Origin of the sequence: Streptomyces changchenzhani, from assembly GCF_039766235.1 — a bacterium.
Classification (GTDB): Bacteria; Actinomycetota; Actinomycetes; order Streptomycetales; family Streptomycetaceae; genus Streptomyces.
In genome coordinates, this window is record NZ_JBDHNH010000001.1 from 1,095,857 (window position 1) to 1,112,500 (window position 16,644).

Below are 16,644 nucleotides of genomic sequence, written 5' to 3' on the forward strand. Positions count from 1 at the left end.
TGCTGCTGAAAATGTGGGCGTGTGAGGATTTCGTACATGACCATAAACGGGGTCGACGCGCTGCAGCCACAACGCCGGTCGAGGCTGGCTGATCTGGCGGATTCAACGATGGTTCCGGCCGCTGCCGAGGCCGTACCAGTCACCTCTCCGGAGGATGAGATCGTTGCTGCTCGGCGGCGGTTCGCCGTGATTCTGGGGGAGTTCCGGCGTACGGCGGTGCTGGTGCCGCTCGACGAGCGCGGGAGCCTCTGGTCGGCGGATCAGAGTGGCGTGCGCTGGATTCTCGCGTTCTCGAACGAGGAGACGCTGGCGGAGTTTGCGCGGGCACAGGGCGGGGCCGGTCGGGAGTGGGAGTACCAACGGGTGCTCGGCGCACGACTGTTGGACGCGATGGTGCCGATGCTGGGCGTGCCGGCCGGGGTGGCGCTGGACGCGGGCAGTGTCGACGGGATGCTCTTTCCGCCGGTGACCGGGGTCGTGCCCGATGCCGTGGCAGTGGAGTTGGAAGCGGACGTGCACAGGCATGACGGGGGCGGGGCATGAGCGGGGCAGAACCAGTACTGGAAGCGTCGAAGAGCGCCCTGGCGCTGATTTCGGAGGGCATCACAAAGTCGCTGGCCGAGCTGAAGGAAATCGGCATGGTCGGCGAGGCGAGCACCGGCCGGGGCTTCTCGGATCTGGCGCTGACGGGCATGGAGTTGGGGCATGACGGGCTGACGGCGGAGTTCAAGACGTTCTGCGAGCGCTGGGAGTGGGGCGTACGCGCGATCGTCAATCAGGGCAACGTATTCGCCCTGAAGGTCGGGCTGGCGGCCGGCATCTATCACGAGCACGAGCAGTACATCTCCGGCACGTTCAAGATCGCGGCGAATACGATCAATGGCAATCCACACCTGAGTGAGGATGAGGTCGCCGGCAAGAGCTGGGACGAAATCCGCGGGCAGTCGCGGTGGGACGGCGCGGACTTCAGCGTGGAGGCAATGGTGAAGGCCGATGCGGAGGTTCAGCAGAGTCGGCAGGACACCAAATACGATGTGCAGGACGCGGGACTCGATCTCAAGGAGAGCTTGGGGCAGATAACCGCCGATGAACACGCAGCCGCGGACAAGGAGTTGCGCGAGGAGCTCAATCCTTCGCAGGCAGCCGTCGACCAAGCCAAGTAGCCGTACTGGGGGCAGAACTAGTGGTGGGCCTGGGAGACCTCGGGGACCTGGCCGACAAGGGGCTCGGCAAGCTCGAAGAAGGTGTCGAGTGGGGCAAGCACAAGGTCGGCGAGGGTGTCGACTGGGGCACCGAGAAGGTCGGGGCAGGGCTGGATCGTGTCGGGGCCAGCCGAGTTGGGGATGCGTTCGAGGCCTGGGGTGACAAGCAGGCCTCCTCCCTCGGTGTGGACATCCCCGAGAAGCAGCTCGGCCAGAGCGAGGACCCCAAAGAGCTGATCCACGGCGACGCGGCCAAGATCCGTGGGAGTACGAAGCATCTGACGGACTTCAAGGGGGCGTTCGACCGGGTCGGCGACGGGATGAAGCAGCTGGATTCGTCCCGTTGGAGGGGCGAGGCGGCCGAGGCATTTCGCGCGAAGTTCGCGATGCACCCCAAGGACTGGCTGCACGCTGCGGACGCGTGCGGCGAGGCGGCCGCAGCGCTGGAGAGGTACGCGGACGCTGTCCTGTGGGCGCAGGGGCAGGCGCGCGAGGCGATGATCCGCTACAACAGCGGCAAGGAAGCTTCGGCGAGTGCTGTGGCGGCGTACAACAAGCGGGTCGACACGTACAACGCGGCGATCAAGGCTGCCACGGAGCCAGGCCCGAAGCCGGAGCCGTTCAAGGACCCTGGCGTGGCCGAGCAAGAGAACGCTCAGGAGTTCCTGAAGGCAGCCCGCCGCCAGCGCGACGACGCCGGCGAGGCCGCGAAGAAGGCAGTGGCCGCAGCCCTGGCGCACGCCCCGGCGGAGCCCCCGGCCACGTCCCGTGCCCTGGCCAATGCGGCCGACGCGGGCATGGCCCTGAACATCGAGAGCGCCCACGCGGGGGCCGGCGTGATCAAGGGCACGGCGGGCCTCCTGAACTTCGTCCGTGCGGTCAGCCCGATGGAGGTGTACAACCTCACGCACCCGGCGGAGTACCAGAAGAACCTGAACCTGACGCTGAACGGCCTGGCATCCAGCGCGGCGCACCCGGACCGGACGCTGAAGAACACATGGGAGACGCTCAAGGCAGACCCCAGCGAATTTGGCGGCCGGCTCATTCCGGAGATCGCCGGGCCGAAGGGGCTCGGGTTCGGGCGCGGGCTTGTGTCCAAGCTGCCCGACAAGCCGCCCGCCCCGGGGCGACACGGTCCGGGAACCCACCCCAATGAGCCGGCCATCGAGTGCAGCGCAAAGAGATGCGAAGTCGACCCGATCGACGTCGCCACAGGGCGGATGCTGCTGCCTCAGACGGACGTCGTCCTGCCGGGCTCGCTGCCGCTGTCCTTTGAGCGCATCTTCGAGTCCTCGTACCGTGCGGGCCGCTGGTTCGGTCCGGCCTGGGCAAGCACGGCGGATCAGCGGCTGGAGATCGACTCCCAAGGCGTGATCTTCGCGCGTGAGGACGGCAGCCTGCTGGCCTACCCCCACCCCGCACCAGGCGTTCCGGCCATGCCCACACACGGCCAACGCTGGCCACTCGACCGGGAGTTGAGTGGCTATACGGTCACGAATCCCGCGTCGGGGCAGGTGTGGCACTTTGCGGACCACGGAGACGATCAGGCGCTGCTGAAGCAGATCGACGACCGCAACGGCCGCTGGATCGCCTACGAGCACGACGCGGCCGGCGCCCCGACCGGCATCGTGCACCACAGCGGCTACCACCTGAAGCTCACCACCGACCAGGACCGAATAACCGCCCTGCACCTGGCGGGAGCAGCGGCGGACGGCACCGACCAGGAGATCCTCCGCTACGGCTACACCGAGGGGCACCTGACGGAGGTCACCAACTCCTCCGGCATCCCCCTGCGCTTCGGCTACGACGAGCTGGGCCGCATCACCTCATGGACCGACACCAACGGCAGCCACTTCGACTACGTCTACGACGAGCACCACCGCTGCACCTCCCAGTCCGGGAGCAACGGCCACCTCAACTCCCGGCTCACCTATGACACCGACCCGGAGAGCAGCCTGCGGGCAACTGCCATCACCGACTCACTCGGCCACACGACCCGCTTCCTGGTCAACGAAGCAGTCCAGGTGGTCGCGGAGATCGACCCGGCCGGTGCCGTCACCCGCTTTGAGCGGGACTCCTACAACCGGCTGCTGTCGGTGACGGACCCGCTCGGCCAAACCGGCAGGACGACGTACAACGCCTCGGGCCTCCCCATGTCCGTGACCCGGCCGGATGGGAGGCAGGCGGCCTCCGTATACGACGATCAGGGGCTCCCGGTCCGAGTGACCAGCCCAAACGGCACGGTCGTGCGCCAGGTCTACGACGATCGAGGCAACCGCGTTTCGGTCACCGACCCGTCGAGCGCGACGACCAGGTTCGCGTACGACGAGGCGGGTCACGTCACCTCCGTCACGGACGCGCTGGGCCACAGCACCGGCGTCCGCTGCGACAAGGCGGGCCTGCCTCTCGAAGTCACCGATCCGCTGGGGGCCCGTACCTGCTACGTGCGGGACGCCTTCGGCCGCGTGACCACGATCACCAATCCACTGAGGGCCACGACTTGCCTGGAATGGACGGTAGAAGGCAAGCTCGCCCGCCGCACGGAGCCGGACGGCAGTCAGGAGACCTGGACCTACGACGGCGAGGGCAACTGTGTCGCACACCGATGTCATGGGCGCGGCCACCCGCTTCGAATACACCGACTTCGACCTGCTCGTCGCGCGCATTGGACCGGACGGCGTGCGGTACGAGTTCACCCACAACACCAATCTGCAACTGACACAGGTCACCAACCCACAGGGCCTGACCTGGAACTACAGCTACGACGCGACTGGTCGCCCGGCCTCTGAAACGGACTTCGACGACCGCACACTCACCTATGAGTATGACGCCGCAGGCCGGTTGACCGCCCGGAGGAACGGGCTCGGGCAGATCATCCGGTTCGAACGCAACGTGCTCGGCCAGATCGTCCGCAAGGACGCCGAGAGTGCGATCACCACACTTGAGTACGACATATTCGATCAGCTCGCCCAGGCAACCGGCCCGGACGCGACGCTGACGAGACTGCGCGACCGCACCGGCCGCCTCAGATCCGAGACTGTAAACGGGCGCACGATCTCCTTCGCCTACGACGCCCTCGACCGCCGCGTCGGCAGGACCACCCCGACGGGGGCGGTCAGCGCCTGGTCGTACGACGCGGCAGGCAACCGTACGGAACTGACCACATCGGGCCGCACGCTCACCTTTGAGCGGGACGCAGTCGGCCAGGAACTCACCCGCAGAGTGGGTGAACCGGTCACCTTCGCCCACACATTTGACTCCGTAGGCCGCCTCACCAACCAGCAGATAACCGGCAACGGTGCCTCCCTGCAACGCCGCACCTACACCTACCGTGCCGACGGCAACCTCACCGCCATCGACGACCAGCGCAGCGGCTCCCGCAGCTTCGATCTGGATGCAGCCGGACGGGTCACAGCCGTCCACGCCACGAACTGGACCGAGCGGTACGCCTACGACGAAGCGGGCAACCAGACCGAGGCCTCCTGGCCGACCACACACCCCGGCCAGGAAGCCACGGGCACGCGCGCCTACACAGGCACGAACATCATCCGGGCGGGCAACGTCCGCTATGAGCACGACGCCCAAGGCCGCACGATCCTCCGCCAGAAAACCCGCCTCTCCCGCAAACCCGACACTTGGCGCTACACATGGAACGCCGAAGACCGCCTCACCTCAGTCGTCACGCCCGACGGCACGACCTGGCGCTACCGGTACGACCCACTCGGCCGCCGCATCGCCAAGCAACGCTTCGCCGACGATGGCGAAACTGTCCTGGAGCAGACCGACTTCACCTGGGACGGCACGACACTCTGCGAACAAACGACCCGATCCGGAGCCCTGCCCAACCCGGTTGCCCTCACCTGGGACCACGACGGTCTGTACCCCCTGGCACAGACCGAACGCCTTCTCGCGCTGGGCACACAGCAAGAGACGGTCGACGAACGCTTCTTTTCGATCATCACCGACTTGGTGGGTACCCCGACCGAACTCATCGACGAGGCCGGCAACCTCGCCTGGAGAAGCCACAGCACGCTCTGGGGCGCCACCAGTTGGTCGGCGACGAGCACGACGTACACTCCGCTACGTTTCCCCGGCCAGTATTTCGATCTGGAGACGGGCCTCCACTATAACTTTCATCGCCACTACGACCCCGAAACCGCCCGCTACGTAACTCTCGACCCTCTTGGTTTGGCGCCCGCCCTCAATCCCGTCACCTATGTATCAAACCCTCACTCCTGGACGGACCCCCTCGGCCTCGCCCCCTGTAAGAAGTCGGCTGAGGAACTCAATTGGAACGAGAAGAGCCGCCCAACATTCGGGCACACCTTCAGTGAACACGGAGAAGGCGTCAAGAAGACACAGCAACTGACTGATCGTGCACGCAGCACTGGGAATGACCAGGGGCAGTGGTTGGATAACTCCAAGGCTTTGGAATTCCTAAGAGTGCACTATGATCCGGAAGGTGGGGTTCGAGACATCCCCATACCCGAGGGTCTGGGGCAGGTAATCAAACCAGATGGAGGGATCATTGAACCCACCCATGTGAGGATGATCCCAAAACCGGACGGTAGCTACAAAAGCGTGTTCCCTGTAGCAAAGTGAGCAAAAAGTGCAATTTCACATGAATATCACACCCCCTCTGGAGCGAATCAAGTCGACGCCAGATATTGACCCTTCCAGTGATTACGATTCACTGGTTATGGACCTTTGCGAGTTGCTATCAACTTCTGATTGCCAATTCGCAGTTGGCGGGTTCGGGCAGGACTGCTGGCCGGTTGACGTCTCCTACGATCTATCCACGGTAATTGAGCAACTGCCCGACGTTATAGATTCCCTGCGCGGAGGTGGAGATGCTGAAATAGATTTCTACGGGCAGGGAGTTGAACGGCGAGTCTCCTTTCTCCCCTTGGGTGATCTGATCGCGATTCACTGTTCTTCTGGAACCGCCTGGACCCCGACCCCCGATAGCGAGACGGCCACAATGGAAGAAGTCACTCTTCTCCTGTCTGGGCTGGCGCACGACTTTAAGGTTGCCCTCGAGTTGGCGCATCCAAATTTGTCAGGAATCACGCCTTTTGCGGCCTGGTAGGACTGGTCAGTAGAGATTCTTCATTACTGCGCTGTCGCGGGTGGCGGCATCTCAGATGACGAAGAGTAGTTAGTACTGCAGCCGCAGTTATGGGGGTCGGTGGCCTCGGCGGCGGTAGTGGCTGAGGCGGGCGCGGTGTTGATGGCGGCGTCGCCGGCGTGGCCAGTGCAGGACGTGCTCGGCCTCGTGCCGGACGGTGTGGGCGAATCTGTTCAGCAGGCGGCGGATCTCGGTCACGCTCAGTGGGATCAGGTCGCGGCTGTGTCCCCCTTTTCATGAGCGGCTGCCCGGACGGCGGCCAGGTGGGCGGCAGCCGCCATAGCGAGGGCGATGTGCCGGTACCCGGCCGGGTATTGGCGGACTTGGTAGTTGTCGAGACCGGCCTCGTTGTACGGGAACAGACGCCAAAGGATTCCTATCTCGGACATGAAGTGTCCGTCCCTGCGCGCAAGACTCCCAGCGGGTAGGTGTGGTGGTGGCCAGGCGGGGCAGCGGCAGTTACCTCGGGCTGCGGACCGAAACTTCCATCTCTCCGAAGTCTCGGACCACGGAGGCCCCAAGGATCCCGGCCGTCAGGTGGCGGGGTTATGGGTGTCGAGTTCGGCGAAGTGGTCGAACTCGCCTGCCTGGACGCCGAGTACGAACGCGTCCCACTTCTGTTGGGTTGTCGTGACGACGTTGCCGAGGTCGCTGGTCTCGCGGAGGTAGACCAGGTCCTCCGGGCCGAAGGCGACCTCGATCCAGGGGCCGGGGCCGTCCTCGCCCTCAGGGGCGGCCCGGATCCAGTCGAGGTCGGTGGGGATGTCAGGCATGGGGCGCGCGCTTCTTGACCCTGCCGAGGAATGCGGTCCAGGTGTCGGGGGTGGTGTGGAGTATCGCGCCGGTGGCGTCGCTGCTTTCGGTCAGTTTGACCGTGCCACCTGATGCGGCCACGTGTACGCAGGAGTCGCCTTGGGCGCAGTACGAGGACTTCTGCCAGTCATGCGTACGCATGTGGGTTCCCTTCACAGGTGCCGGCTGATGCTGTGGATGATGTCCCGGCTGTCCGCCGGAGAGTGCGCGACGGATTCGATTCTGTCGAAGAGGAGCCGGTACTTGGCAAGTTGCGCTTCGGCGTCGAGGAACGCCAAGCCGTGGGACTGGTCCAGGTGCACTGTGTCCATCTGTGGAACCGGGCCATGCGCGTAGTAGATGGACTGACCCGACCCGGGGATCGCGCCTGCGGTGAAGGGCACGATCTGGATGGCGATGTGGTCCTGCTCGCTCATGTCGAGCAGGTGCTGCAATTGATCGCGGAGTGCGGTGGGGCCGCCGACTTCGATACGTAGTGCGGCCTCGTGGATGAGTGCCTGGTACGGGCGCGGTGCGTCTCCGTAGAGGATCGCCTGACGCTTGATGCGGAACGAGACACGGTGCTCGACTTCCGGCGGAGGCATCGGCGGGACGGCCTGCTGGAAGATCTCCCGCGCGTGGGTGCTGGTTTGGAGCAGGCCGGGGATGTGCGCCGTGATGGCACCGCGCAACTGCGTGGAGTGGTACTCAAGTTCGGCCAGGTCCAGCAGTGAACTGGGCAGGATGCCGCGGGACTCCTCCCACCAGCCGCGCCTGCGGTTGCCGGTCATGGCCATGAGCGCATTGACGAGATCGCGGTCGGCGCAGTCGTAGTGGCAGGCGAGGGTGCGGATTCGATCCGAACTTACGCCGAGACGGCCGGTCTCCATGTTGCTGACCTGGGCCTGCTTGATGCCGAGCAGCTTGCCGGCCTCGGTGGCGGTAAGGCCGGTGCGCTCGCGCATCTTCCGCAACTCACTGCCGAGCCGCTGCTGACGGCCCGTCGGGTTGCTCCTCACGGGCATGGGTTTCGCTCCTCGGTGCGGATGGGTCACCCACACGAGTGGATGGCATATAGATGCTTCCGAATTGGGTGAATGTTATATCCCACTGCGGCAATTTGGCGTCCTGGCCACCGCCTGGAAGCACCCCGCTCGACGGAGCGATCTGGTCACCGGGCATCGCACGTACCGACACGTACCATCTCGCCCAACTCTGCCCCGTGATCGGAGACTTCCATGGCCACCGTATCGCCGCCCTGGACGTACACCCTGCGACTCCCGCACGATCCCCGCGCCCCCGGCATCGCCCGTTCCACCCTCCGCGCCGTGCTCCGCACGCACGGTGTGGGGGCCGGCATCCCCTCGCCGTTCAACGGCAGCCTTCCCACGCTGACCATGCCCGGCTGCCTGGCCGAGTCCGGGCGGGGGCTGCAGATCGTGCGGCTCTGCGCCGACAGTTGGGGCGCGTGTCTGCTGGGTGATGGGCTGCCTGGCAGCGGTGGGAAGCTGCTCTGGGTCGAATGCGAGCAGACATGAGGCGAGGGGCGGTCCTCCGCCCCGGCCGTACCGCAGCAGGACGTACCGGGCAGCCGTTCGCGCGCTGCGACGAGAGGGCGACCCGCGTGCCCGCTGCATCTGCACATCAGCCCGTCCGGCGCTTGAGGACTTCGGGAAGGGGCGGGGTGGGGACAGCCCCGCAGGGCCCACCCCTCGCCCCACTAGTCGCCGCAGCTGATCCGCGACTGCGCCCAGTCAGAAAGCACCACCGAGCTGAACGGATCATGCGGCTCGACCACGAGCCGAATCGTCGTCCGGCCCGACACATCCGCATGGACAGGTACCGCCGAGTCGTTCCCCCGCACAACCTGCGACTTCCACAGCAGCGCCCCGTCCCCGTATACGGAGAACCGCACCGCCCCGAACCCCATCGTCATGTCGTCGACGCCCGCCAACGCGTCGTACGTCGTGCAGCTGCGATTGAGGTCGATGGTCACCGAGGACGATCCGTGCACCGTCACCCCGTGCCCGTACTGCTTGCCGCCGATCGACATGCCGTAGCGCTGCCACAGCCAGCTGCTCTCGCCGATCCGCACCTCGGGCTTGGTGTGGTCGCCGAACACCCCGTAGTCCAGCCTGTTCACCTGATAGACGATGGGCGCGGGCGGCGGAGGAGGCGGTGGGGGGGTCGGTTTCGGCTTCGGCGGAGGAGTGGTCTTGACCGGCGGCTCCGGCTCTGGCTCCGGCGGCTTCGGCGCGGCCGGCCTGGGCGTGGGCTTCGGCTTCGCCTTCGCAGGCGCCGGCTTCGGCGTGGGGGACGGCTCCGGCGGCGGCACCACCCGCGGCGCCGGACGCGCCGGCGGCTTCGGCTCGGGGCTCGGTTCCTGCGGTACGACGGGCTGCGCGACCGGCGGCTTGGCAACCGGCGGCTTCGGCGCGGGCTTCGGCTTGTCCCCGGCGAGGGCGAACACCACCCCCGCGGCCACCGCGACAGCCACCGCCGCAGCGATCGCCGCCTTCGCGGGCGCACCCATCGCCTCACCGGCGGCGGCCCCCGCTGCCCCGCCGGACGTACTCCCGCCACTCGCGGCGGCAGCCGCACCCGCGCCCGCCGCGCTCGCCGCACCTGCCGCGCCACCCGCCACAAGGCCGGCGGCCTTGAGCGTGAACCCACCGGCGATCCAGCCGATGACGGCGACCGGAAGCAGGGCGGGAATCCCGGCATTGACGTCACTCAACTCACCGGCGGCCACCCGGCACTTCGCGCAATCCTCCAGATGCTTGCGCAGCCCCCGCTCGGCCCGCATCCGCAGACCGCCGCGGGCGTACGCGCCGAGGCGGTCTGCGTAGTGCGCGCAGTCACCACCCGCTGTCAGGGCGGAGCTCACATGGGCCTGCAAATACGCCTGCTTGAGACCCTCGCGGGCCCGGCTGGCCAGCACCGCCGTGGCGTTGGGCGTCAGCCCGAACAGCGGCGCGACCTCGCTCGGCGACTCCTCCTCGACCGTGGTGTGCCACAGGACGGCCTGCCAGCGCTCGGGCAGACTGCGAAAAGCCTGCATGGCCAGCGTCTGCTCGGCCTCGTGCATGGCCCGTACGTCGGCGCCCAGATCCAGCGTGTCCTCGTTCGACACGTCCGAGGACCGGGCGGACTCCGCGGCGAACAGGGCGAAGTCCTCGACCAGTTGCTCGCGCTTGGCCGTCTTCGTCCAGGCCGCGGCAACGCGTCGCACGGTCGTCAGCAGATAGGCCCGCACGGCCTGCTCGGGACCCGCACCTCCGCGCACCGCCTGCAGGGTGCGCGCGAAGACCTCGGCCGTCAGGTCGTCCGCGGTGTGCCCGTCCCGGCAGCACGTACGCGCATACCGGCGCACGGCTTCCGAGTGCCGCCGGTAGAGCGCTTCGTACGCGCTGTCGTCACCGGCCCGCATCCGCTGGATCAGCGCCGCGTCGGGGGCCGTCACAGCTTCGGCCGAAGGAGACTGCGGTGACTGGAGCGATTCCGTCAGCGGCCCGCTGCCGCTGCCGCCCTCGCGCTGCAACGGGACACCCGCGTCCTCGGCGTCCGCAGGCGGCCACGGCCCGGGGAGCACGGTCCCGCCCTCGGCGTCACCGCCCGTGCGGCCCGGCCCGGCCTGGTTCGGCACCTGCCGCGCGGGCAGACCACCGGCCGCCGGACCGGCGCCGCCGGCCTGCCCGGCACCGCCAGGACTTTCGAGCGATTCGTCCCGCCCCTCAACACCCATAGCGGAAGCCCCCGTAAGCACCCTCAGACCGCAACACCGGCCAAGAGTCCCACAGGGTGCACCACGGACCGCCACTCATGCCCGGCAACCACTCGTCCGGGGTGTTTTACCGGATGCGAGCACTAGCCTTCACCCCATCGGGGAAGGCTCAACCACCCTCACGAGCCCCCTATTTCGCCATGTGATGACAGCCGCGTGATGACGGCCATGTGATGACATCCGCGTGATGACGGCCATGTGATGACATCCGCGTGACGACATCCGCCAGGCCCCGCCGAGCCAGCCACATACAAGCCTCGCCGAACCAGCCACATCACCCCCCTTACACGTGCAAGAAGCAGGCAAAAGAACCCGACGCCCGCGTCACACGGGCCTGGACCGCAGCCCCTCCAGCAGGATATCGAGCAGCCGTGCGGAGGCCGCCGCCTGCTGCGCCGCGTCCGGCAGGGAAGGCGCAGCCGTGGCTATCACCAGCAGCACATCGGCCACCGTCACATCGCCACGCAGCTCACCGGCCGCACGCGCCCGGTCCACCAACTGCCCCACGACCGCGAGCAGCGTCGCCGCGCCCGAGTCGTCACCGTCGCCGTCGGCCAGGCCCCCAAGACCGAAACCGGACGCCCGATGCTCCGTCCGCTGCTCGACCAGCCGCAGCTCCGGCCCCGCCGGGAGCCCGGCCTGCCGCTGTTGCGGCACCCGCGCTCCGCCCTGGACCACCGTCGACTCGTCGACGTCCACGCCTACCCGCAGCACCTGCGGCGGAAGCAGTCGCCCCGCGCCGGAAGCCACCGATGTACGCAGGAAGCGCGAAAGGGCCGACCAGGGCTCTTCCTCCTGGCCCAGGGCCGTACGCGCCTGGTCGGTCAGCCGGGAGGTCTCCTCGTCGGCTATGCGGCGCACCAGCACGTCCTTGCTCGGGAACCGCCGGTAGACGGTCCCGACCCCGACCCTGGCCCGTCGCGCGACGTCCTCCATCGGCGCCCCGTAACCCAGCTCGCCGAAGACCTCGCGAGCCGCCCTCAAAACATGTTCAAGATTGCGCTGTGCGTCAACGCGCAGCGGCGCGGCACGGGATCCACCCGTTGCCACCCGCCCGTTGCTGTCTGTGGCGACAGCAGTCTGCCAATGAGAGTCCTGAATGCGCATCAGCGTTCCCCCGGTAATGATGTCTCCCCCCGGAGACTCCCCGCCCTGACTGTCAGGAGCGCAAATCTGGTCGCTCCGACGAGATACGAACATAGTTGAGCGGGAGTGGATTCAGAAGGGGGTAGTTCCGCACGGAGCGCCCGCCCGATCGGAGTATGGACCGAAACCTTCCTGATTCGGCCTCTGCCCACCCGCCATCCCCATGCCCTGACCTGCGAACCTTCCGAAACAGTCGAGAAATTCCGCACCCCGCACCCGCCATGACCTCCGGTCACACAATTTGCTGGGCCTGTGGACAAAGTCCTGATGGCGTTGCGTCATGGGGTGGTGAAAGCTCATAACTCACCGGGGTCGCCCCCCGGATCCACGCCCCGTACCCGGATTCTCGTGGTCGGCGGCGGCTATGTCGGGATGTACACCGCACTGCGTCTCCAGCGGAAGCTGAAGAGCGACGAGGCCGAGATCGTCGTGGTGACGCCCGACCCCTATATGACGTATCAACCTTTCCTCCCCGAGGCCGCGGCCGGCTCCATCTCGCCGCGTCACGTCGTCGTACCGCTGCGCCGCGTGCTCGACCGCTGCAAGATCGTCATCGGTGAGGCCAGGTCGATCGACCACGCCAAGCGCGTCGCGACCGTCGCCACCCTCGCCACCGAGGAGGAGGGCACGGGGCCGATCGAGATGCCGTACGACGAGCTGGTCCTCGCCCCCGGCTCGGTCTCCCGCACCCTCCCGGTCCCCGGCCTCGCCGAATTCGGCATCGGCTTCAAGTCCGTCGAGGAGGCCATCGGCCTGCGCAACCACGTCATCGAGCAGATGGACATCGCGTCCGCCACTCGCGACCCGGCACTGCGCGACGCGGCGCTCACCTTCGTCTTCGTCGGCGGCGGCTACGCGGGCGTCGAAGCGCTCGGCGAGCTGGAGGACATGGCCAGGTATGCCGCCCGCTACTACCACAACATCAAGGCCGAGGACATGAAGTGGATCCTCGTCGAGGCGTCCGGCCGGATCCTCCCCGAAGTGGGTGCGGAGATGGGCCAGTACGCGATCCGTGAGCTGCGCCGACGCAATATCGACGTACGCCTGGAGACCCGCCTCGACTCCTGCGCGGACCGCGTCGCCGTCCTCGACGACGGCTCCCGCTTCCCCAACCGGACGCTCGTATGGACCGCCGGCGTCAAACCGCACCCGATCCTCGCCGCCAGCGATCTCCCGCTGAACGAACGCGGCCGCCTCGCCTGCACCGCCGCGCTCAAGGTCGACGGCGCCGAGCACGCCTGGGCGGCCGGTGACGCCGCCGCCGTACCCGATCTCACCGCGGACGAGCACGGCAAGGAGTGCGCGCCCAACGCCCAGCACGCCGTGCGCCAGGCCAAGGTCCTCGCCGAGAACATCGTGGCCTCGCTGCGCGGCCAACCGCTCAAGAACTACGAGCACTCCTACGTCGGATCCGTCGCCTCGCTCGGCCTCCACAAGGGCGTCGCGCACGTCTACGGCCGGAAACTCAAGGGCTATCCGGCCTGGCTGATGCACCGCGCCTACCACCTCAGCCGGGTGCCGACCTTCAACCGCAAGGCACGCGTACTCGCCGAATGGACGCTCTCCGGGCTCTTCAAACGCGAGATCGTCTCACTCGGGTCGCTGGAACACCCGCGCGCCGAGTTCGAACTGGCGGCCGGTGGGCATCCTCCCAAGACGCCCTGACGACTGTCAGTGCGGTCGGTCACAATGGACGTGTGACCATAGGTGGGCTCACATCTGCACAGAGTGACCCGCTGTAGCCGCCCGGCGGCGCCCCCGAAGTGACACCCGGCAGGGCAGCAAACCCCGACCATGCCGGCCGGACAACACCATGAGGCCTGAACGTCAGTGAACTTCACGCGCTGGAGCGCCCGTCTCCCCGGAACGCAGCGCCGCGCAGCAGCGCGGACCGACCGCGGCTCCGTGCCGGCAGCCCGCGGTGAGTACGCCCAGCGGGCAGGGCACGATTCCGACCCGCCGGGAGGCGACTCCCTGGACGCCGTGCCTGCCCTGGACGAGCTCTCCGTCCGCGAGATCCTCGGCAGACTCCCCGCGCTCGTCGCCCTCGTGTACGGGCCCGAGCACCGCGTCGCGTACGTCAACGACGCCTACGCCACCGCCTTCGGCCCGCGCGAGCCCGGCGCCCCGGCGGCCGTCGCCCTGCCCGAGCTGGAGGAGCTCGGACTGCTCCCTCTCATGGACCAGGTTCTGCGCGGCGGCACACCGCGCACAGTCAAGTCCCGCAAGATCGCCAAGGGCGGTTCGTACACCGTCACCTGCACGCCCGTTGAGACCCCGGGGCGTGGCGGGGGCGAGGGCGGCGTGCTTGTCTTCGCCACCGACGTCACCGACCACGCGGAGGCCGCCGAGCGGCTGCGCGCCAGCGAGCGCCTGCTGCGCGAGACGGCCGTCACCCTCCAGCGTTCGCTGCTCCCGCAGGAGCTGGAGCAGCCTGACGACCTGCGCATCGCCGCCACGTACCAGCCGGGCGGCACGGAAGCGGCGGTCGGCGGCGATTGGTACGACGTGATCACCCTCGGCGCCGGCCGTACGGCCCTGGTCATCGGTGACGTGATGGGCCGCGGCGTGCGCGCCGCCGCCGTCATGGGCCAGCTCCGCACGGCGGTCAGGGCGTACGCCCGTCTTGATCTCCCGCCGCACGAGGTGCTCCAGCTGCTCGACGGCCTCGCCGCCGAGATCGACGCCAGCCAGATCGCCACCTGCGCGTACGCCGTCCACGACCCCAACGAGGGCCGTCTCGTCTACGCGTCGGCGGGCCACCTCCCGATCCTCGTCCGCGACGAGGACGGCACGGTCCGCCGCGCCGAGGACCACACGGGCCCCCCGCTCGGCACCGGCGGCTGGATGCACACCTCGGGCACGATCGGCCTGCCGCCGGGCTCCACGGCCGTCCTCTACACGGACGGGCTGGTGGAGCGCCGAGGCGAGGACATCGACGAGGGCGTGGACCGCCTGGAGACGGCAGTGGCCGGCGCGACCGGCACCCCGCAGGTCGTCTGCGACCGGCTGATCCGCGCCCTGGGCGTCACCGCCGAGCACGACGACGACGTGGCGGTGCTCGTCGTCCAGCACCCCGCCCGCACCGGCCACAACGCGGAGCTCTTCCACAACGCGGCGCTTGAGCTGCTCGGCGGCATCGAAGCGGCGCCGCGCGCCAGGGCCTTCGCCTCGGGGGTCCTGGCGTCCTGGCGCTTCCCGGTCGAGCTGTGCGACCTGGGCGTCCTGGCGGCCAGCGAGCTCGTGGCGAACTCCCTCCAGCACGGCACCCCGCCCATGCGCCTGAGGCTGCGTCGCACGGACCGCCGCCTGATCATCGAGGTGACGGACGGCGACGACCACCTGCCGCGCCGCCGCCGGGCCGACCCGGCGGACGAAGCGGGCCGCGGCATCTCGATCGTCGCGACGATCGCATCGTCCTGGGGCAGCCGCCGTACGCCGGGAGGCGGCAAGGCGGTCTGGTGCGAATTCGCCCTGCCGGCCCCGGCGGCCTGAGCCGCCCGGCTCAGCGGACCGGCTCGGCCTGCCGTTCCGTCTGCTGTAGCTCCGGTACGGAGGAGGCCACCACGAGCGACTTGACCGACACCGGCCGGTCCTGCGCCGGGGTGAGCCGCTTGCCGAGCCGGAGCGCCAGCACGCTGATGCCGAGCGAGAAGACGATGAAGGTCACGATGTACGGCGCGTGCAGCGAGGCACCCATGGGCCCGCCCACCGCCGGACCGAGGGCCAGCGCGAGCTGCTTGACCAGTGCGAAGGCCGAGTTGTACTGCCCGACCATCGACTCCGGTGCCAGGTCCACGACCAGCGGCGCGACGGTCGGCGACAGCATGGCCTCACCGAGTCCGAAGAGCGCGTACGTCGAGATGAACGCGGCCGTCGCCATCGTCTGGCTGCCGTGCCCGAGCCCCGCGTATCCCGCGACGATCCAGGCGAAGGCCCAGATCAGCCCGACCAGCGCGATGACCCGCGAACGCCGACGGTGCTCGACGAGCCGCAGCACCACGAACTGCGCGACCACGATGACCGCGGTGTTGGCGGCGAGCGCGAGCCCGAGGGTCGAGGGATCGATCCCGGCCGCCTCGGTCCCGTACGCCGCGAGCCCCGACTCGAACTGCCCGTAGCAGGCGAAGAACAGTACGAACCCGAGCACGCACACCCGCACCATGGCCTTGTGCCGCATCAGCACCCGGAAGCCGCCCTGGCCGGCCGCGTCGTTCGTCGGCACGGCGCCGGGGACGCCGGCCACACGCGGCAGCCTGACGCCCGCCACAATGCCCGCCAAGACCAGGAACATCACCGCTTCGATGCCGAAGAGCAGCAGGAAGCTGTCGGGCCGGCTCTTGTCGACGAGCTGACCGCCGATGAGCCCGCCGACCCCGAGGCCGAGGTTCTGCAGAAAGAACTGGGTGGCGAAGGCACGCGTACGGGTGGCGGCGGTGGACGACCACACGATCATGGTCGCGAGGGCCGGCTGCATGACCGCCGTACCCGCACCGAGCAGGGCCGCCGAGAACACGGTCATCTGCACATTGCCGGCCAGCCCCATCGACAGGGCGCCGACCGAGGCGGTGACCGCGCCGGTCAGCAGGACG

General features: G+C 68.2%; 12 protein-coding genes and 2 pseudogenes (1 of these 14 running past the window's edge). 7 read left to right on the top strand and 7 right to left on the bottom strand.

The features are described from left to right. Nucleotides 1-36: 36 nt before the first annotated feature. The 4 genes and pseudogenes from ABCR94_RS05240 to ABCR94_RS05260 all read left to right on the top strand — a co-directional run bounded on the left by ABCR94_RS05240 (nt 37) and on the right by ABCR94_RS05260 (nt 6,291). Nucleotides 37-543: an SseB family protein gene (locus tag ABCR94_RS05240; protein WP_347118462.1), complete on the top strand. Its 507-nt coding sequence runs from the start codon at nt 37-39 to the stop codon at nt 541-543. Beyond that, nucleotides 540-1,163 carry a hypothetical protein gene (locus ABCR94_RS05245; RefSeq protein WP_347117830.1) on the top strand — a complete coding sequence of 208 codons (624 nt, stop codon included), beginning with the start codon at nt 540-542 and terminating at the stop codon, nt 1,161-1,163. Before ABCR94_RS05240 ends, ABCR94_RS05245 begins: the two co-directional genes overlap by 4 nt. A gap of 20 nt (nt 1,164-1,183) precedes the next feature. Continuing rightward, a pseudogene (locus tag ABCR94_RS05250) lies at nt 1,184-5,468 on the top strand (putative T7SS-secreted protein); the annotation flags it as partial. A 355-nt stretch (nt 5,469-5,823) separates the two neighbouring features. Beyond that, entirely contained in the window at nt 5,824-6,291 is a 468-nt protein-coding gene (locus ABCR94_RS05260) for a hypothetical protein (RefSeq protein WP_347117832.1), read from the top strand. A gap of 248 nt (nt 6,292-6,539) precedes the next feature. Here the strand turns inward: ABCR94_RS05260 and ABCR94_RS05265 are convergent. From ABCR94_RS05265 to ABCR94_RS05280, 4 genes and pseudogenes are all read right to left on the bottom strand, one after another. Further along, a pseudogene (locus ABCR94_RS05265) lies at nt 6,540-6,680 on the bottom strand (IS701 family transposase); the annotation flags it as partial. 183 nt (nt 6,681-6,863) lie between these two features. Continuing rightward, nucleotides 6,864-7,103, bottom strand: coding sequence for a DUF397 domain-containing protein (locus ABCR94_RS05270; protein ID WP_347117833.1), 240 nt, complete (start codon nt 7,101-7,103; stop codon nt 6,864-6,866). After that, on the bottom strand, nt 7,096-7,284 hold the full coding sequence (locus tag ABCR94_RS05275; RefSeq protein WP_347117834.1) for a DUF397 domain-containing protein: 189 nt from the start codon (nt 7,282-7,284) through the stop codon (nt 7,096-7,098). The genes ABCR94_RS05270 and ABCR94_RS05275 overlap by 8 nt, the downstream gene beginning before the upstream one ends. An 11-nt stretch (nt 7,285-7,295) precedes the next feature. Continuing rightward, nucleotides 7,296-8,147 carry a helix-turn-helix domain-containing protein gene (locus ABCR94_RS05280; RefSeq protein ID WP_347117835.1) on the bottom strand — a complete coding sequence of 284 codons (852 nt, stop codon included), beginning with the start codon at nt 8,145-8,147 and terminating at the stop codon, nt 7,296-7,298. Nucleotides 8,148-8,360: 213 nt separating this feature from the next. On the opposite strand from ABCR94_RS05280, the gene ABCR94_RS05285 reads away from it, so the two are divergent. Beyond that, entirely contained in the window at nt 8,361-8,660 is a 300-nt protein-coding gene (locus ABCR94_RS05285) for a hypothetical protein (RefSeq protein WP_347117836.1), read from the top strand. Nucleotides 8,661-8,842: 182 nt separating this feature from the next. On the opposite strand, the gene ABCR94_RS05290 is transcribed toward ABCR94_RS05285, so the two are convergent. Next, entirely contained in the window at nt 8,843-10,867 is a 2,025-nt protein-coding gene (locus tag ABCR94_RS05290; RefSeq protein WP_347117837.1) for a sigma-70 family RNA polymerase sigma factor, read from the bottom strand. Between the two features lie 363 nt (nt 10,868-11,230). Further along, nucleotides 11,231-12,013: a TetR/AcrR family transcriptional regulator gene (locus ABCR94_RS05295; RefSeq protein WP_347117838.1), complete on the bottom strand. Its 783-nt coding sequence runs from the start codon at nt 12,011-12,013 to the stop codon at nt 11,231-11,233. 306 nt (nt 12,014-12,319) lie between these two features. Between ABCR94_RS05295 and ABCR94_RS05300 the strand changes: the two genes are divergently transcribed. Next, nucleotides 12,320-13,717 (top strand): NAD(P)/FAD-dependent oxidoreductase, encoded by a 1,398-nt coding sequence (locus ABCR94_RS05300; RefSeq protein ID WP_347118464.1) that lies wholly within the window; start codon nt 12,320-12,322, stop codon nt 13,715-13,717. Between the two features lie 165 nt (nt 13,718-13,882). Continuing rightward, nucleotides 13,883-15,547, top strand: coding sequence for an ATP-binding SpoIIE family protein phosphatase (locus tag ABCR94_RS05305; RefSeq protein WP_347117839.1), 1,665 nt, complete (start codon nt 13,883-13,885; stop codon nt 15,545-15,547). A gap of 10 nt (nt 15,548-15,557) precedes the next feature. On the opposite strand, the gene ABCR94_RS05310 is transcribed toward ABCR94_RS05305, so the two are convergent. Further along, on the bottom strand, nt 15,558-16,644 hold the 3' portion of the coding sequence (locus tag ABCR94_RS05310) for an MFS transporter (RefSeq protein ID WP_347118466.1). The gene runs 209 nt beyond the window's last position; the window shows 1,087 of its 1,296 coding nt (coding positions 210-1,296); its start codon lies beyond the right edge, outside the window; its stop codon occupies nt 15,558-15,560.

Coding starts and splice junctions, on each gene's coding strand:
- ABCR94_RS05240 (WP_347118462.1), top strand. CDS start 37: ATGACCATAAACGGGGTCGACGCGCTGCAGCCACAACGCCGGTCGAGG.
- ABCR94_RS05245 (WP_347117830.1), top strand. CDS start 540: ATGAGCGGGGCAGAACCAGTACTGGAAGCGTCGAAGAGCGCCCTGGCG.
- ABCR94_RS05260 (WP_347117832.1), top strand. CDS start 5,824: ATGAATATCACACCCCCTCTGGAGCGAATCAAGTCGACGCCAGATATT.
- ABCR94_RS05270 (WP_347117833.1), bottom strand. CDS start 7,103: ATGCCTGACATCCCCACCGACCTCGACTGGATCCGGGCCGCCCCTGAG.
- ABCR94_RS05275 (WP_347117834.1), bottom strand. CDS start 7,284: ATGCGTACGCATGACTGGCAGAAGTCCTCGTACTGCGCCCAAGGCGAC.
- ABCR94_RS05280 (WP_347117835.1), bottom strand. CDS start 8,147: ATGCCCGTGAGGAGCAACCCGACGGGCCGTCAGCAGCGGCTCGGCAGT.
- ABCR94_RS05285 (WP_347117836.1), top strand. CDS start 8,361: ATGGCCACCGTATCGCCGCCCTGGACGTACACCCTGCGACTCCCGCAC.
- ABCR94_RS05290 (WP_347117837.1), bottom strand. CDS start 10,867: ATGGGTGTTGAGGGGCGGGACGAATCGCTCGAAAGTCCTGGCGGTGCC.
- ABCR94_RS05295 (WP_347117838.1), bottom strand. CDS start 12,013: ATGCGCATTCAGGACTCTCATTGGCAGACTGCTGTCGCCACAGACAGC.
- ABCR94_RS05300 (WP_347118464.1), top strand. CDS start 12,320: ATGGCGTTGCGTCATGGGGTGGTGAAAGCTCATAACTCACCGGGGTCG.